Source organism: Parendozoicomonas sp. 2304DJ65-17, assembly GCF_058148445.1.
On the sequence record NZ_JBYVJV010000005.1, the window covers coordinates 198,900 to 216,135 of the forward strand.

At 49.2% G+C, this 17,236-nt stretch carries 12 protein-coding genes; 7 read left to right on the top strand and 5 right to left on the bottom strand.

Annotated elements, in window-relative coordinates; genetic code table 11:
- The first annotated feature begins 38 nt into the window (after window positions 1-38).
- Window positions 39-1,295, top strand: a complete 1,257-nt coding sequence (locus ACY2RR_RS14540; RefSeq protein WP_490108880.1) for a metal-dependent hydrolase family protein — start codon at window positions 39-41, stop codon at window positions 1,293-1,295.
- 11 nt (window positions 1,296-1,306) lie between these two features.
- Here the strand turns inward: ACY2RR_RS14540 and ACY2RR_RS14545 are convergent, their stop codons facing one another.
- Window positions 1,307-2,056, bottom strand: coding sequence for a substrate-binding periplasmic protein (locus tag ACY2RR_RS14545; RefSeq protein WP_490108881.1), 750 nt, complete (start codon window positions 2,054-2,056; stop codon window positions 1,307-1,309).
- 114 nt (window positions 2,057-2,170) lie between these two features.
- A complete protein-coding gene (locus ACY2RR_RS14550; RefSeq protein WP_490108882.1) occupies window positions 2,171-3,547 on the bottom strand; it encodes an alanine/glycine:cation symporter family protein in 1,377 nt (458 codons plus the stop codon).
- 472 nt (window positions 3,548-4,019) lie between these two features.
- On the opposite strand from ACY2RR_RS14550, the gene glyA reads away from it, so the two are divergent.
- Window positions 4,020-5,321, top strand: a complete 1,302-nt coding sequence (gene glyA, locus ACY2RR_RS14555; protein WP_490108883.1) for a serine hydroxymethyltransferase — start codon at window positions 4,020-4,022, stop codon at window positions 5,319-5,321.
- 130 nt (window positions 5,322-5,451) lie between these two features.
- On the opposite strand, the gene ACY2RR_RS14560 is transcribed toward glyA, so the two are convergent.
- Both ACY2RR_RS14560 and ACY2RR_RS14565 read right to left on the bottom strand, forming a co-directional pair.
- Window positions 5,452-7,950: a ricin-type beta-trefoil lectin domain protein gene (locus ACY2RR_RS14560; protein ID WP_490108884.1), complete on the bottom strand. Its 2,499-nt coding sequence runs from the start codon at window positions 7,948-7,950 to the stop codon at window positions 5,452-5,454.
- A 226-nt stretch (window positions 7,951-8,176) separates the two neighbouring features.
- A complete protein-coding gene (locus ACY2RR_RS14565; protein ID WP_490108885.1) occupies window positions 8,177-8,821 on the bottom strand; it encodes a helix-turn-helix domain-containing protein in 645 nt (214 codons plus the stop codon).
- Window positions 8,822-9,096: 275 nt separating this feature from the next.
- Between ACY2RR_RS14565 and ACY2RR_RS14570 the strand changes: the two genes are divergently transcribed.
- The 5 genes from ACY2RR_RS14570 to purU all read left to right on the top strand — a co-directional run bounded on the left by ACY2RR_RS14570 (window position 9,097) and on the right by purU (window position 16,384).
- On the top strand, window positions 9,097-10,473 hold the full coding sequence (locus ACY2RR_RS14570) for an L-serine ammonia-lyase (protein WP_490108886.1): 1,377 nt from the start codon (window positions 9,097-9,099) through the stop codon (window positions 10,471-10,473).
- Between the two features lie 76 nt (window positions 10,474-10,549).
- Window positions 10,550-10,927 carry a glycine cleavage system protein GcvH gene (gcvH, locus tag ACY2RR_RS14575; protein WP_490108887.1) on the top strand — a complete coding sequence of 126 codons (378 nt, stop codon included), beginning with the start codon at window positions 10,550-10,552 and terminating at the stop codon, window positions 10,925-10,927.
- A gap of 106 nt (window positions 10,928-11,033) precedes the next feature.
- Window positions 11,034-13,946, top strand: a complete 2,913-nt coding sequence (gene gcvP, locus ACY2RR_RS14580) for an aminomethyl-transferring glycine dehydrogenase (protein ID WP_490108888.1) — start codon at window positions 11,034-11,036, stop codon at window positions 13,944-13,946.
- Between the two features lie 69 nt (window positions 13,947-14,015).
- Window positions 14,016-15,149 carry a glycine cleavage system aminomethyltransferase GcvT gene (gcvT, locus tag ACY2RR_RS14585; protein WP_490108889.1) on the top strand — a complete coding sequence of 378 codons (1,134 nt, stop codon included), beginning with the start codon at window positions 14,016-14,018 and terminating at the stop codon, window positions 15,147-15,149.
- A gap of 371 nt (window positions 15,150-15,520) precedes the next feature.
- On the top strand, window positions 15,521-16,384 hold the full coding sequence (gene purU, locus ACY2RR_RS14590) for a formyltetrahydrofolate deformylase (RefSeq protein ID WP_490108890.1): 864 nt from the start codon (window positions 15,521-15,523) through the stop codon (window positions 16,382-16,384).
- Between the two features lie 80 nt (window positions 16,385-16,464).
- Here purU and ACY2RR_RS14595 read toward each other — a convergent pair whose 3' ends face one another.
- The gene (locus ACY2RR_RS14595) at window positions 16,465-17,124 is read right to left on the bottom strand and encodes an outer membrane protein (protein WP_490108891.1); all 660 of its coding nucleotides are present in this window, start codon (window positions 17,122-17,124) and stop codon (window positions 16,465-16,467) included.
- Window positions 17,125-17,236: the final 112 nt, after the last annotated feature.

The following is a 17,236-nucleotide window of genomic DNA, read 5'->3' on the forward strand; positions in this document are numbered from 1 at the left end:
CAGACTATTAGCCCTTTGCCAAAGTCAGGGAGTTTCTGATGAAGCTTTCCCGTCTCCTTGTTTTTAGTTTTGCCATTTTTTGCAGCCAGACTCTGGCCAAGCTCACCATTATTAATGCCGACGCATGGCTGGATGTTGAAGCGGGCGAAAGAAAAGCACCTGCCACTCTGGTGATTAACGACAGGTATATACAGTCGATTAACCCAGAAGAGATTCCTGAAGAAGGCAATGTGATCACCCTGCCCGGTTTCACCCTGATCCCGGGCCTTATGGACTGTCATACCCACCTGACCCGGGACATTGTTCCCGGCTGGCGGGAACAACCTGTACGAGAGAGTGAGGCCGACTGGGCTTTACGGGGCGCACGCAATGCGCGTATCACTTTACTGGCAGGTTTTACTACGGTCAGAGATCTTGGTTCATATCGCTTTGCTGATATATCCCTGATGAAAGCGATTAACAGGGGCATGGTGCCTGGCCCCAATATGCTGCCCTGCGGGCATGCGATATGCCGAACTGGCGGCCATTGTGACTTTGGAGGTTATGCCTACGGTGTTATTCCTTCTCGCCCAGAGTATGGAATGGCCGACGGTACAGCAGAGATCATTAAAGCTGTCCGTCACCAGATTCGTATGGGAGCAAGAGTTATCAAGGTAGCAGTCAGCGGAGGGGCAACATCAGAAAACACATTTCTCAGCGGTACCGATATATCTCAGGAAGAGTTAAACACTTTGGTACAGGAAGCTCACCGCCACGGCCTTCGTGTTGCAGCCCACGCTCACACTTCATCTTCCATAAATGCTGCCGTTCGAGCTGGTGTAGATTCTGTTGAGCACGGTTTTATGATTGCACCGGAAGATATTGACCTGATGCTAGAGCGAGGGACTTTTCTGGTACCGACCCTATCAGTCAATGATTACCTGCCATCTGCCGGGCTCTCCCAACAAGGACTGTGCAAGGCAACCGCACTATCCGGTCAGGCTGCTGAGAATATACGGCGGGCTATCAATGCTGGAGTAAAAATCGCTTTTGGCACAGACGCAGCTGTTGTTCCCCATGGTAAAAATGCCAGAGAGTTTGAGCATCTGGTTGAACTGGGGATGTCTCCAATTGATGCCTTGCGCACAGCAACAACACAGGCCGCAGAGCTTCTGGGGCAAAGACACCGGGGGCAGATAAAGCCCGGGTTCACCGCCGATATTATTGCTGTTTCAGGTGATCCGCTAAACAACATCAGCCTTCTACAAGACGTAGAGTTTGTGATGAAAGAGGGGGAAGTCTACCTTCACCCCTGATTCGAAATCAGTTAAAGGTAACGATCCATAATTTCAGTTGTCGTACCGTCACGCTTCATGGCATCGAGGGCACTCTGAAGCTTGGAAACCATACCGTCTGAAGTTCCTTTATTCAGGGCGAGATAAAACTCTACGGAGCGAAACGTGTATACCGCAACAGGCTCGTCCACTCCGGCCACATCAGCAATATAGGGAGCGGAATAACGACTGGACGCCCATAGGTCGATATGACCACTGGACAGTTTTTCAGCATTGCGTTTATCGGTTACAGCTTCGATAACGTTGATGCCTTTTCCTTTCAGGAACTCAGATGTTGCATCCCCTTTGTAACCTCCTACCTTGTAGCGTTTCAGGTCAGCCAGGGATTTAATTTCAATATTACTGCCAGACTTTTTGAAAATGACCCAGTCATTGGCAACCAGTGGACCAACCCATTTAAACAAAGGCTTACGCTCTTCGGTGAATGTGGTGGAAAACAATCCATAATTTGGCTTCTTCTGGGCCATATCAAAAATACGACTCCAGGGGGAACGCAAAGTCAGGCTGTAGGGAATACCAGCCCGTTTCATCATCTCCCGTACCAGGTCAGTAGAGACGCCATCAATACCATTGCCACGGGCAAAATTCTTATCCTCCACACTCATATTAAAAGGAGGATAGTTTTCAGTTAGAAGAACCAGCTTCTCCTGAGCATTGCCCTTCAGTGCTACTAACACACAGCACACCAGAACAATACCATTGATAATTTGGGAATAACTCACAGCTTCATTCCTTTTAGAGGGAACAGCGCTGTCGAAAGCGACTGCCTATCATGCTTCAACAGGTGTAAAAACAGGAACAGGAAGAGCCGAAGCTCTTCCTGTTAGCAGTAGGACTTAGTGGGAAGAAACAGTCTCGCCCTTAGTGTCGCGAGAGAAGTATTCGCGAGCCAGCTTAAATACCACAGGGCTCAACATGATAATGGCAATCAGGTTAGGCAGGGCCATCATGGCATTCAGGGTATCAGCTACCAGCCAGATGAAGTCCAGGCTAAGGACAGCACCGGCAGGAACAGCCAAAATCCAAACAATGCGGTAAGGCTTGATAGCTTTTACGCCGAACAGGAATTCAACACTACGCTCACCGTACAGAGCCCAACCAAGAATGGTGGTGAAGGCAAAGATGGTCAGGGAGATAGCGATGATGTAGTTACCAACACCCGGCAGAGCCTGAGCAAATGCTGCAGAAGTCAGTGCGGCACCAGATTCACCAGACGTCCACAAACCGGAGGAGATAATCGCCAGACCGGTAATGGAGCAGATGATGATGGTATCAATGAAGGTACCCAGCATGGCCACCAAACCCTGACGAACAGGATCCTTGGTTTGAGATGCTGCGTGAGCAATTGGAGCGGAACCCAGACCAGCTTCGTTAGAGAAGATACCACGGGCCACACCGAAGCGAATTGCCATCCACACAGCCGCACCGGCAAAACCACCTTCAGCAGCAGTTTCAGTGAAGGCATAAGTGAATACCAGGTCCAGAGCGTGAGGCAGCTGATCAGCGTTAATACCCAGAACCACCAGACCGGCTACCAGGTAAGCAATCGCCATGACAGGCACCAGAGCACCGGCAACAGCACCGATACGCTTAACACCACCCAGCAGAACAGCACCAACCAGCACCATCAGGATTACACCAGTCACTGCCAGAGGAATACCGAAGTTTACGTTCAGTACGTCAGCAACAGAGTTCGCCTGAACAGTGTTACCGATACCGAAAGCAGCAATAGAAGCAAACACCGCGAAGGTGGTGCCCAGCCATGCCCACTTTGGACCTAGACCATTCTTGATGTAGTACATCGGGCCACCAACATGGTTGCCTTCTTCATCAACTTCACGGAATTTCACCGCCAGAACGGCTTCGGAGAATTTGGTGGCCATACCCACAAGGGCAGTACACCACATCCAGAACAGAGCACCGGGGCCACCCAGGAATACGGCAGTGGCAACACCGGCAATATTACCGGTACCTACGGTTGCAGACAGGGCTGTCATCAGCGCCTGGAAAGGAGAAATTTCACCGGATTCCTTTTCGTCATCCTTGCTCTTTCTGCCATCCCACATCAACTTGAAACCAGTTCCAAGCTTTAATAGGGGCATCAGACGCAGACCAAGCATCATGAAAAGGCCGGTACCCAGTATAAGAACCAGCATAACCGGCCCCCATACAATACTGTTTAGTTCACTGAAAAAATTGGTAAGAGCTTCCATAGGGGGAATACCTTCTTATTGTTATGGCCGACTCCGGGAGAGCACGACTGCTGTTGTTTGTATTTATTGTGCTGTTTCTATCACACCCAATAAAAACTACTTATTGGATTGGTAGAAACCGAACAGCTGTGAGCAAAACTATCCTATAGGAAATTTTGTTTCAACAAATAACCTACAACTTTGTGTAACCGACAATTAACAACAAAAAGATTTTTCCTCTAAATGCATCAGAAAAATACAAATAAAACCCTTTTGCTAGAGATCTAAAGCAGCAGAAACACTGAAAACCCAACAATCCATAAGAAAGAAAAGCAACGACAGGACAAAACAACGACAGAGTTCACTTTTGTTTCATATTGTATATTTTGTTGCCTATAGGAAATTTGGAGATTAGAGTAGGAAACTAGCAAAGGGCACAAACAACCCTGCCCTGATGCAGCATTAATAAAAACGACAACTGCGAGCCAATACCATGAGCAAACCTTACTCCTCCGAACAGCTTCGCACCTTCTTCTCCGAAAACCTTCCCTCAGCAGACCCAGATGTCATGTCCGCTGTATATCAGGAAGATATTCGCCAGAACAAGCAGATCGAATTGATCGCTTCTGAGAACATTGTTTCCAAAGCGGTGATGGCTGCACAGGGTACTGTTCTTACCAACAAATACGCTGAAGGCTATCCCGGCCGTCGCTACTACGGTGGCTGCGAGCATGTCGATAAAGTTGAAGCTCTGGCCATTGAACGAGCCAAACAATTGTTCGACTGCCAGTATGTGAATGTACAGCCGCATTCCGGCGCTCAGGCTAACGGTGCTGTAAAGCTGGCACTGCTGCAGCCTGGTGACACCATTATGGGAATGTCTCTTGATGCCGGTGGTCACCTGACTCACGGCGCACGTCCTGCCCTGTCTGGCAAGTGGTTTAAAGCAGTACAGTACGGTGTATCCAAAGAAACCCAGCGCATTGATTACGATGAAGTTGAAGCACTGGCCGTTGAGTGCCAACCAAAAATGATAATTGCTGGCGGTTCTGCTATCCCACGTGAGCTGGACTTCAAACGCTTCCGCGAAATTGCCGACAAGGTAGGCGCTTACCTGATGGTAGATATGGCTCACATCGCCGGCCTTATCGCTGCGGGCGTGCATCCAAGCCCACTGCCTTACGCTGATATTGTTACTACTACAACACACAAAACCCTGCGCGGTCCCCGTGGCGGCATGATCCTCTCCAACAATCTGGAGCTGGGCAAGAAGATTAACTCTGCTGTATTCCCTGGCCTGCAGGGTGGCCCACTGATGCACGTTATTGCTGGTAAAGCTGTTGCTTTCGGCGAAGCTCTGCAACCTTCTTTCAAACCTTACATTGAAGCAGTCGTAAATAATGCCCGCGCTCTGGCTGAAGTTATGGTTGAGCGTGGTTGTGACATTGTCACTGGCGGTACAGACACTCATCTGGTTCTGGTAGACCTGCGTCCAAAAGGCCTGAAAGGTAACCAGGTTGAAGAAGCCCTGGAGCGTGCCGGCATCACCTGCAACAAAAATGGCATTCCGTTCGATCCTGAGAAGCCCATGGTGACTTCCGGCGTTCGCCTGGGAACCCCTGCAGGAACCACCCGTGGTTTTGGCGAAGAAGAGTTCCGCAAGGTTGGCCATCTGATCAGTGATGTACTGGATGGTCTGATTGAAAACGGCGAAAACAACAGTGAAGTTGAAGCCAGAGTGAAGCAGGAAGTTGAAGCCCTGTGCGACGCATTCCCTCTGTACAACTTTGAGTGAGGAAATAATATGATCGATATCTTCGATTAACTTCCCCACCACGGCACTCATAAACATGAATGCCAGACAATAAAAAAACCTCGCTTAAAGCGAGGTTTTTTTATTGGTAGATTTCACTCACAGACAATTATTACTGCACACGAAACGAAGAAACTGCATCATTCATTGCAGGCATCGACACTTCTGAACTGGAGATTGTTCTCGATCCACCCTTGAAATCATAGTCGTGAAACATGGTCACCCTGGCACCTCCATTAACCTTAAACGAGGTTGTTGTGTCGTTCAGGCCATACCACCCCATATTACGGTAAGACTGACCAGTTTCAGCACACAAAGGCGTACCGCGGAAATTCGGGTGCTCATAAGCACATGCATAGCGCCCAGACGCCCGCTTTCCTATGCGAACTGAAGAAATAGAGTCATCCATCTCATCAAGCTGCACAGCATCACCCATGACCTTGATTTCTCGTCCACTAAAGTCACGATCGCTGTAAATGACGGCTGTAACGCTTCCAAACAGACGAATAGAACTTATGCTGTCGTTCATATGCTCAAGCCAGTCATTATCACCCGAAGAGCAAAACGCACGCCCCTGATAGTTGGGGTGCTCATAAAAACAGGCGTAGTCACCATTTACCGGAGATGCTATATCACCATTTTCATACACTACGTCCCACAACTGATTATTCTGCCCAACAAAGGTGCCAATACTGGCATTACCATGACTAACCTGCAGAGACTTATTGTTATCAAGCCGGGTACGAATGCTGTTACCCATAAAGTCCCAGGCTTGGTTAGAACCCTTGTGGCAGTCATGGAGCATAACATTTGCGTTATCGGCTGAAGATGCATCCTGGACATCCAGGCAGGTAAACCAGTTATAACGGGAGTGAATTCGGCCCTCACCATCGCGCATCCACTTCTGACCGTTGGAAGAGCTGCAGCCGGCAAGCACAGTATTATTGCTTTCACCAACAGTTAAGCACTGCCCACTTTGCTTCTCTCTCAACTGGAACCACTTATATCGGTCGTATATTCGATCAAAACGCTGATTTGAACCACCATGCTGCTGCCAGACGGAGACATTTGCGCCAGCATAATTACCATTAGCATCCAGCACCATAGAGAAATTATGACGATTACGCACATAACCCTCGTCATCTATGCCCCAGCGCATGTTGTGCTTATTCTGGCAGGTGAAAATCTGGACATTACCACCGTTGCTGGCATTCCCCTCAGAAAGATCCAGACAGAATGAGTCATTCTTTTTATTGACCAGCTTAACTCCACGGGTATGCCCTGCCGCTTCGCTGGCTCTGAGATACCACTTCTGATCATGGCGAGACTCGGAGCATTCAGCCAGCTCTACATTCTGCTTGTTGTTCATCACCCCATCTTTAACTGACACACACAGGCCGCTGCGATGATCTTTTAAAGCAAAATAGTTTGGCCCCCCTTCCTGCTCTGGCGGTTTACCATTTGGTCCATGAGTGGTGTAAAGGGTGTTCAGCCGCCAGTAACCGGCCTTAGGACCAGCCGTAAAGGTCACACTGTAATCTTCATCCAGCAAAGCACCACCTTCGTTTTTTTGTACACCTGTGGTCACAGTAAAACGATAGGTTTCACCCGGAGTCAGGGAGCCATCAGGGAAAAAGGCAATAAAATAATCCCCTCCCCGAAAGTACCCCGATACTTTCTGCCCACTGGAATCGACGACATAAACATTATCGTTATTCACCCCCGCATAGGTGCGATTGGTAATCATCACCAGATGAGCATCAGCGTCATGGGTCTGACCATTATGCGGCCATGTCATCATAATTGGGCTGATGGCTCCCAAACCTTCTGGAGCCTTGAAAGCTTTCCACATCTCCTGCCAGATTCCGGCAGTAATATCACCATAAAGAGGGATTCCAATAGGATCTGTCATCACGTTCTTCATATACCAGGGCGCATGGGACATATAATCACTGTAGGAATTTTTGGCGATAAAGAGGCCAGGCTCAAAAGTCAGTGCAATGTTATGGGCGCGCAAACCATCACCTAAGTAAGAAGCATCGGTCTGCACACCCAGCTTGCTGTAGGTTTCGATCAAATCCTGGTAGGGAGCGGTATAACTAAAGGTAAAATGCTTTCCGGCTTTCCACATTACGACATCGCCACCAGTATCAAGGTCACCGACCCAAAGATCATCGCTCCAGTACTCCTTCTGGAATCCTTTTCGCATCATCAGAATGTCCCAGGTGGCGTCCTGAATGCTATGAGCGACAATACCCATATAACTGCTGACGGCAGACAAGCAATCGGTATCATTCGCTTCCAGGCACTGGGCAACGTTATATTTTCCCTTGATATGGTCAAAGTAGGGTTTGTGGAACCCCGCACCATGGGTACGACCAAAATGCCCGTAAGACTCCCTGCCGGGCAACACCTTAATAGCCTGATCAAAATCCGGGTAAACAGTACCCGTGAGCATAAATCGGTCGTATTGAGTAATAACGGTTTTGAGCTCTCCATCTGGCAGTTTTGCCAGTGCATCTTTGCTCATATTGAGGTGGGTCGTCATGCCGGCTGAATGAACCAGCAAACTGAAGCTCAATGCCGCAGCAAACGTTAGAATTTTTTTCATAAGAACCAGCTGTTGTTTTTGTTAGGTGCTCTCGTTCCATTATCATGATTCTTATTACAGAACGATGGTCCCATACTATTCTCTTAATACAATTTTTTGTAAACACCTCGATCAAAACCCTGCTGAAGATTCAACTACGCTTTGAAGTAAACAAAAAAGAACCCCGCCAATCAATGGCGGGGTTCCGGATAGGTTTTACTGAGATTAGCTTCAGCCAATCTGCCATTCAGGTTGTTACCCAAAGGATTCGAGCATCTTCCTCACCAAGAGAAACCACAGCGTGCCCCATGGAGGCGTCATAGTAAGCACTGTCACCTTCCTCCATTTCTGCTGGCTGATAGAACTCGGTGTACAGGCAGACACGCCCACTCAAGACAAGCATAAACTCCTCACCCTCATGACGAATCCAGTCTTGGTAGTCCTCAAAAGAGCGCGCACAGATTGTACTCTTATAAGGAATCATTTTCTTGCCAGACAATTCCGTTGCCAACAACTCATGTTCATAGGTTGGCGTAGGGTGAAGGCTGCCTTTACCGTTACGGGTAACATCCCTTCGACCACCAGTTGCCCCCTCACGCTTGGCAGGGCTGAACAGTTGAGGAATATCAATTCCCAAACCATTTACCAGTTTGGTGACAGCGGCAAATGTTGGTGAAATTTGTTCGTTTTCAATTTTGGAAAGCGTAGAGCGTGCCAGTCCCGTTAGGTTGCTGGCCTCTTCCAGAGTCAGATTTTTACCCAGACGAATCTCTTTCACCCGTTTTCCGAGCTGCAGAGGTTCCAAAGCAGCGCCAGCGGCAGATTGCGCTTTTTTACGCTGAATAAGGACAGCTTCTTTTTCTTTCCTGAGGAAGTGAGCTTGTTCGGACATTTATCCCCCGACAAATACAGGTTGCCGCTTACTCTATCACCCGGTTACACAATACTCTATGGAACCTCTCCATCATCTCCGCCTTTTAACACTCTTTTACAAAAAAGTTTCCTATTGGAAACTTTTCTATTGATGAAGAAAAAAGCTACTGATAATCTCTACCAAAAATGAAACTGTACAAACAGCATCCAACATCAGGACGCTGAGCAGAATATCAAACCCTACCGCCAGATCTGCTGAGATCGTCGGTAAGAATAAAAAGAGCGGAGAGCTGTATGGGTTTAAGTGTACTGGACCTTTTCAAAGTCGGCCTCGGACCTTCTTCATCACATACCGTTGGCCCAATGGTTGCTGGCAACCGCTTTCTGGAAGAGCTGAAAGAACAGCGCAAGATTCTTCTGACAGCCCGGGTCAAGATAGAGTTGTTTGGCTCTCTAGCCCTGACCGGCGAAGGTCACGCCACACACACTGCTGTTATGCAGGGACTCTCGGGAGAGTCTCCAGACAAAATTGATCCTGATCACGCTGTAGAGCTGGTCAAAGAGATTCGCGCTTCTGAGCATATTCGCCTCGACGGCTTCCACATTATTCCGTTCAAAGAAAAAGACGACCTGCTGTTCCTGATGGATCAGTTTCTACCCCAGCACCCCAATGGCATGACCATTACCGCATTTGATAATGACGGCATGGTGATCCATAGAAACAGTTACTTCTCTGTGGGTGGCGGCTTTGTACTTAGCGAAGAAGAAGTTGACCAGCCTGCTGCTGAGCAGGCTACAGCGAATATCCCCTACCCTTTTGAAAATGCCAAAGATCTTCTGGAGATAGGTGACAACTACCATCTATCTATTGCAGAGATAGTTCTGGCTAACGAGCTGCATCTCCCCCGCACTCACAATCCAAAAGAAGACCTTCTCCATATCTGGAAGGTGATGAAAGAGTGCATTGACCGCGGCTGTAAAACCACCGGAACCCTGCCAGGCGGGTTAAACGTTAAGCGTCGTGCACACGATCTGCACCAGGAACTGATCAATCGCGCAGAGTACGACAAAGATCATTTCGAGGTGATGGACTGGGTCAGCCTGTTCGCTCTCGCTGTTAATGAAGAAAATGCTGTCGGCAGCCGGGTTGTGACTGCGCCAACCAATGGTGCCGCCGGTGTTATCCCAGCCGTACTGGCTTATTACGTTCGCTTTATCAATGGTCGCAGCGAAGACGACATCGTTACCTTCCTGGCCACCGCTGCTGCCATCGGCATGATTTATAAAAAGAACGCCTCTATCTCCGCAGCTGAAGTTGGCTGTCAGGGCGAGATTGGTGTGGCCTGTTCCATGGCTGCTGGTGCCCTTTGCGCCGTTCTTGGTGGAACCAACAGCCAGATTGAGAATGCCGCAGAAATTGGCATGGAACATAACCTTGGCCTGACCTGCGACCCAATTGCTGGCCTGGTACAGGTGCCATGCATAGAACGTAACACCATGGGTGCAATTAAAGCGATTAATGCTGCCCGTCTTGCCATGCAGGGCGATGGCAGTCACCGGGTTCATCTGGATGACGTGGTGGAAACCATGCGCCAGACCGGGCTTGATATGCAAAACAAATACAAAGAGACCGCAACCGGCGGTCTGGCTGTGAACGTTGTAGCCTGCTGATCAACATCAAAAAACCAGCAACTGCAACAAAAACGATTAACAAAAACAAACCGCTAAAGAGCGAAGGAAATTGACCATGTCTGCCACTCTGAAATTTGCCAAGTCTCACGAATGGGTTCTGGACAACGGCGACGGCACTGTCACTGTAGGTATCTCTGAGCATGCTACCGAGCTGCTGGGTGATGTTGTGTTTGTTGAACTGCCTGAAGTGGGTGCCGCTACTGAAGCTGGCAACGAGTTCTCTCTGGTTGAATCTGTAAAAGCCGCGTCCGATATCTACGCCCCTGTTTCTGGCGAAGTTGTTGCTGTAAACGAAGCTCTGGAAGACGCGCCAGAAACCATTAACGAATCTCCTCTGGAAGATGGCTGGATCGCCAAAATCAAGCTGGCCGATAGCGCTGAACTGGAACAGCTGCTGAGCGAAGATGCCTATCAGGCCACAATCGAAGAATAAGTAGCCAGAGAAGTAATCTGCAAAGATAAATAACCGTAAAAAACAGTATTTGCTAACCAGCCAGACACATCTTCGGAATCTGGCTGGGTGAACGAAAGGAAATAACATGGCTGTTGAGAAACAGAAAAAAAATGGACAAGCCTCACTTGCTGAGCTGACCTCCAATGATTCTTTTGCCCTGCGCCATATTGGTCCTGATGCAGCGGCACAACAGGCTATGCTTTCTGAGCTTGGTCTGTCTTCCGTAGACGAGCTGATCACCCAGACTGTTCCCGAAAGTATCCACCTGAAAGATGCCCTGGATCTGGAAGCAGGCAAAACTGAACAGCAGGCTCTGGCTTACCTGAAAGAGCTGGCTGACCAGAATATTGTGAACCGTTCTTACATTGGCACCGGTTACTACAACACCAGAACCCCCAATGTCATTCTGCGCAATATTCTGGAAAACCCAGGTTGGTACACGGCTTATACACCTTACCAGCCTGAAATTTCCCAGGGCCGCCTGGAAATGCTGCTGAACTTCCAGCAAATGGTTATGGACCTCACCGGTATGGAGATTGCCAACGCATCCCTGCTGGACGAAGCGACCGCTGCCGCTGAAGCCATGACTTTGTGCCGCCGTGCAAACCGCAGCAAACATCAGGCTTTCTTTGTTGCTGATGATGTTCATCCGCAGACTATCGACGTTATTAAAACCCGGGCAGATTACCTCGGTATCCCTGTTGTAGTGGGCAATCCAGAAACAGAACTGGATACCACTGAAGTGTTTGGTGTTCAGTTACAGTACCCTGGCACCTACGGCGATATTACCAATATCGAAAAACTGGTTGCCAAGGCCAAAGCTCAAAAGGCGATGGTCTCTGTTGCAACCGACCTGCTGTCACTGATGCTGCTGAAATCACCTGGCGAACTGGGTGCTGATGTTGTTCTTGGTAACAGCCAGCGTTTTGGCGTTCCCATGGGTTTTGGTGGCCCACACGCAGCATTCCTTGGTGCCAGCGAAAAGCTCAAGCGTTCCGTTCCTGGCCGTATTATTGGTGTTTCCGTAGACAGTCGCGGTAATCAGGCTCTGCGTATGGCTATGCAGACTCGCGAACAGCATATCCGTCGTGAGAAAGCCACTTCCAACATTTGTACTGCACAGGCACTGCTGGCCAATATGGCCGCCGCTTATGCCATCTATCATGGCCCCGAAGGTCTGAAAACTATTGCGGAACGCGTGCATCGCTCCACCAGCATTCTGCAACATGCCCTGGCCGGCGCAGGTTTCGAAACCAATGACACTTACTTCGATACTCTGACTGTAAAAGTTGGCGATCAACAGAGCGCTATTTACCAGCGTGCACTGGAACTTGGCTGCAACCTGCGCCTTGTTGGCAGCGACCGTCTGGGCATCAGCCTTGACGAAAGCACAACACCTGAAGATCTTGCCGATCTGTTCAGTGCTTTCGCGGGAGAGAATGTTGCATTTAACGCTCAAGAACTCGATGCCGCAATCATTGCCGGTAAAGCAACTGGTATCGCAAGCGAACAACGTCGTGCAGATGACGTTCTGACTCATCCAACCTTCAACAGCTATCATTCTGAAACCGATATGCTGCGTTACCTGAAGCGTCTGGAGAACAAAGACTATTCCCTGACCCATGGCATGATCCCGCTGGGTTCCTGCACCATGAAGCTGAACGCCACTGCTCAGATGATTCCGGTCACCTGGAATGGCTTTGCTAACGTTCACCCATTTGCGCCAAAAGATCAGGTTCAGGGTTATGAAACCATGATCAAAGAGCTGGGGGATGCTCTGGTTGAGATTACTGGCTACGATAACATTTCCATGCAGCCTAACTCTGGTGCACAAGGTGAATATGCTGGTCTGCTGGCCATTCGCAACTACCAGCAGGCGAACGATCAGGAGCATCGCAACATCTGCCTGATTCCTTCTTCTGCTCACGGTACTAACCCGGCTTCTGCAGCACTGCTGGATATGAAAGTCGTTATCGTAGCCTGTGATGAAGACGGTAACGTAGACGTTGAAGATCTGCGTGCCAAAGCCGAAGAGCATTCAGAAAACCTGTCTGCCCTGATGGTGACCTATCCTTCTACCCACGGCGTGTTTGAAGAACAGATTCGTGAGATCTGCCAGATCATTCACGACAATGGTGGTCAGGTTTACATGGATGGTGCCAACATGAACGCCCAGGTTGGTGTATCCAAGCCTGGCGAAATTGGCTCCGATGTTTCTCACCTGAACCTGCACAAAACTTTCGCTATTCCTCACGGTGGTGGTGGCCCCGGCATGGGTCCGATTGGCGTTAAGAGCCATCTGGCACCTTACCTGCCCAACCACGTAGTAAGCCCTCTGGCAGGTGACAACGAAGGCATTGGTGCTGTTGCAGCAGCTCAACATGGCAGCGCATCTATTCTGCCAATCAGCTGGATGTACTGCGTGCTGCTGGGTAAAGAAGGCCTGCGTCAGTCAACTGCGCTGGCTATCCTGAATGCCAACTACATGACTGAAAAGCTGTCTGCTCATTACCCGATTCTTTACCGTGGCCGCAACAACAAGGTTGCCCATGAGTGCATCGTTGACATTCGTCCACTCAAAGAAGAAAGCGGTATTTCTGAGGAAGATATTGCCAAGCGTCTGATGGACTATGGTTTCCATGCGCCAACTATGTCCTTCCCTGTGGCCGGTACCCTGATGATCGAGCCTACAGAATCCGAATCCAAGGTTGAGATTGATCGCTTTATCGAGGCCATGATTTCCATCCGTGAAGAGATCGGCAAAGTCGAATCCGGCGAGTGGCCACTGGAGAGTAACCCTCTGGTGAATGCCCCACACACCATGGTGGACCTTGCCAGCGCAGATTGGGATCGCCCATACAGCAGAGAGGAAGCGGTATTCCCATCTGAAGCTACCCGGGTTTCCAAGTACTGGCCAACCGTGAACCGTGTCGACAATGTTTACGGTGACCGTCACTTCATCTGCTCCTGTCCTTCTATTGAAAGTTACCAGGACTAAATCGCAGGAGTGCTGGGCAATATTGGTTTTCAATTTGCCCAGCCACTATTGAGAATTAAGGAAATAGATATGTCTGATGTCGATTTGAAAAGAACACCGCTCTACGACCTGCACGTTTCCCTTGGCGGCAAGATGGTTCCCTTTGCCGGCTATGAAATGCCTGTGCAGTTTCCACTGGGTGTAAAGAATGAGCATCTGCAAACCCGTGAAAAAGCCGGTCTGTTTGATGTTTCCCACATGGGCCAGGTTCTTCTGAAAGGTGAAGGCGCTGCGGCCATGATGGAATCTCTGGTTCCTGTGGACATTATCGACCTGCCATCCGGTAAGCAGCGCTACGCTCTGTTTACCAACGAGGAAGGCGGTATTCTCGATGACCTGATGGTCACCAACTACTCCTCCGAAGCTGGCGAAGTTCTGTACGTTGTTGTGAACGCAGCCTGTAAAGAACAGGACATTGCCCACATCCAGGCACATCTGCCTGAAGGTGTTGAGCTGGAACTGCTGGATGACCGTGCTCTGGTTGCTCTGCAGGGCCCAGCGGCTGGCGAAGTGATGAAGCGTTTCTGCCCGGAAACTGCAGACATGGTTTTCATGGATTCCCGCAAGCTGAGCGTAGAAGGCATTGACTGTTTTGTGAGCCGTTCTGGCTACACCGGTGAAGATGGTTTCGAGATTTCCATTCCTGCAGCTGATGCTGAGCGTCTTTGCAAAATGTTCCTCGACCAGCCAGAAGTTGAAGCAATTGGCCTGGGTGCCCGTGACTCCCTGCGTCTTGAGTCTGGCCTGTGCTTGTACGGCAACGATATCACTACCGAAACCACACCTATTGAAGCCAGCCTGATCTGGGCAATCAGCAAGATTCGCCGTAACGGTGGCGATCGTGCTGCAGGCTTCCCAGGTGCTGAAAAGGTTCTTGGCCAGATTGAAACCAAAGAGTTCACCACCAAGCGTATTGGTCTGCTGGGTTCCAGCCGTGCACCAGTACGTGAAGGTACAGCACTGGTGAACGAAGCCGGTGAAGTTATCGGAAAGGTAACATCTGGCAGCTTCGGCCCGACTATCAATGCGCCCGTTGCTATGGCTTATGTAGACAAAGCATACGCCGTCCTTGATACCGAAGTATTTGCCCTGGTTCGTGGTAAGAAACTGTCTATGACCGTTAGTCGTATGCCATTCATCGAGCAGCGCTATTACAGAGGTTAAGAGCGCAGGGTTAAGCACGAGAAGTTAAAGCGAAATAGTTATGTCCTTGATTCGTTATTGGGGCTGACGGATCAGCGCTCTTTTGGACTATGCAGGCAAAAGAGCGCACTGAGCCCCTGTTTATGTCCTGATCGTTGGGGCAAAGGGAGCCTGTATGTGCTGCACTGGTGACCTCAAATCGTGTCGGTTTGATTCCATTGGCAGGCTCCCTGTTTTTTCACAGCCATAATAAAGTTTTCCGGGTTCCGGTCGGTCATATTCTGACTGCACTCCCCCTCGCAAGGCCGGAGCCCATTTTATTTCTACGAAACGCCACAAGAGCGTGTTCAGAAAAGCCTAAAAAAAACCAGAATTATCAAGAGAGTGGTTTTATGTCTTCTGCAGCCAAACACTTTATCCTGACAGCTTCCTGCCCCAGTGCTTTAGGAACTGTCGATGCTGTGACCCGTACTCTGGTAGAACATGATTGCTATATCGATGATATGGCCAGCTTCGATGATACCTCCAACGATATGTTCTTTATTCGGGTTCAATTCCGCTGCACGGCAGATGACAACTGTCTGCAGGGCTTTCGTGCCACTATGGCTGACCGAGCCAAAAACTTTGATATGAACTGGGAGATTCATAACAGTGATGAGCGTATCAAGGTCACGATCATGGTGTCCAAGTACGACCACTGTCTTAACGACCTGTTGTATCGCTGGCGTACAAACCAGCTGAAGGTTGATATCAAGGGTATAGTTTCCAACCACCCTGATCTTGAACAGCTGGCCTACTGGCATAACCTGCCTTATTACCATTTGCCGGTCACCAAAGAAAACAAGCGGGAACAGGAAAAGAAGCTACTTGAAATCATGGAGAAAGACGGCAGCGAGCTACTGATTCTTGCCCGCTACATGCAGATTCTGACAGAAGAAATGTGTGCTGATGTTCATGGTAAAGCCATCAACATTCACCATTCTTTGCTGCCAGGCTTTAAAGGTGCCCGCCCTTATCAGCGCGCCTTTGAACACGGTGTAAAGCTTGTCGGTGCTACCGCTCACTACGTAACCAGTGACCTGGATGAAGGGCCAATCATTACCCAGCAGGTAGCAGTTGTTGATCACAGCCACAGTGCAGAAGATTTAACCACAAAAGGAAAAGACACCGAAAGCCAGACCCTGGCTGAAGCCGTGCGCCTGCACAGCGAGCATCGGGTGTTTATCAATGGTCAGCGAACCATCATTCTTCGCTAAAGATGCAGCAGCAAAAAGGCCCGGGGTTAACCCGGGCTAATGGTCTCAGGGGAGAGCGTTCACACAACACAGCAGAGAAATCAGAATGAGTAGTTCAGGCCCAGCTTCCAGCTGCTCAAATCCAGTTCGTTTTCGTTAATCTTTCCTGCCACAGCCACTTCAGGGATAGGATCAAAATCCACATCATTAATTTGTGAGTATTCACCTACCAGGGAAAGGTTCTTGTTAATACTGTAAGCAAAACCAAAACCGAAATTAAAAGCTGTTTCTTTTTCTGTCGCTGTTCTTACTGGTGGAGCGAAGGGATAAGAATTTCGCAGATCAAAGTCCAAACGGGTTGCACCGGCAAAACCATATACAGCCACTTTTGGGGTGATATCGATACCGGCCAGAAGCTTGGCTCCATAAGTGGATTCCAGAGTAACCTCAGTCCGGAGCAGATTATTCAGGTTCGTGGTCTTTACATCTTCCTTGGTATAGAAAGCTTCAGCACCAAGGAAAATATCATCAGCAACGTGCAGTTTATAACCAATACCTACACCAAAGCCGACATCCGTTTCATCACTCTTGGTGGTAATACTTGGTGTTGTATTTGTTCCGGTGTCACGCTCCAGACTGTGTTCCAGAGTACTGTTATTGATAAAACCGGATACATAGAAACCATCTCCGGCAGATGCCTGACCAGCAACAGCTAGAGCCAGCGGCAGTGCTGCTGCCAGAGTGAGTGCTTTCATTTTCATTAATTGAGTCCTTGTGATTTTTGGCAAGAGTTCTCACGCCGTTTTATGAACGCCGATGAACATCAAACTCTGGTTAATCACCCTAAAGGCCAAATCTCACAAAAAAATCACG

What these genes read in the sequence shown, in the direction of transcription:
- ACY2RR_RS14550 (WP_490108882.1), bottom strand. Translation starts at nt 3,547, where the DNA reads ATGGAAGCTCTTACCAATTTTTTCAGTGAACTAAACAGTATTGTATGG.
- glyA (WP_490108883.1), top strand. Translation starts at nt 4,020, where the DNA reads ATGAGCAAACCTTACTCCTCCGAACAGCTTCGCACCTTCTTCTCCGAA.
- ACY2RR_RS14595 (WP_490108891.1), bottom strand. Translation starts at nt 17,124, where the DNA reads ATGAAAATGAAAGCACTCACTCTGGCAGCAGCACTGCCGCTGGCTCTA.
- ACY2RR_RS14540 (WP_490108880.1), top strand. Translation starts at nt 39, where the DNA reads ATGAAGCTTTCCCGTCTCCTTGTTTTTAGTTTTGCCATTTTTTGCAGC.
- purU (WP_490108890.1), top strand. Translation starts at nt 15,521, where the DNA reads ATGTCTTCTGCAGCCAAACACTTTATCCTGACAGCTTCCTGCCCCAGT.
- gcvT (WP_490108889.1), top strand. Translation starts at nt 14,016, where the DNA reads ATGTCTGATGTCGATTTGAAAAGAACACCGCTCTACGACCTGCACGTT.
- ACY2RR_RS14565 (WP_490108885.1), bottom strand. Translation starts at nt 8,821, where the DNA reads ATGTCCGAACAAGCTCACTTCCTCAGGAAAGAAAAAGAAGCTGTCCTT.
- gcvH (WP_490108887.1), top strand. Translation starts at nt 10,550, where the DNA reads ATGTCTGCCACTCTGAAATTTGCCAAGTCTCACGAATGGGTTCTGGAC.
- ACY2RR_RS14570 (WP_490108886.1), top strand. Translation starts at nt 9,097, where the DNA reads ATGGGTTTAAGTGTACTGGACCTTTTCAAAGTCGGCCTCGGACCTTCT.
- ACY2RR_RS14560 (WP_490108884.1), bottom strand. Translation starts at nt 7,950, where the DNA reads ATGAAAAAAATTCTAACGTTTGCTGCGGCATTGAGCTTCAGTTTGCTG.
- gcvP (WP_490108888.1), top strand. Translation starts at nt 11,034, where the DNA reads ATGGCTGTTGAGAAACAGAAAAAAAATGGACAAGCCTCACTTGCTGAG.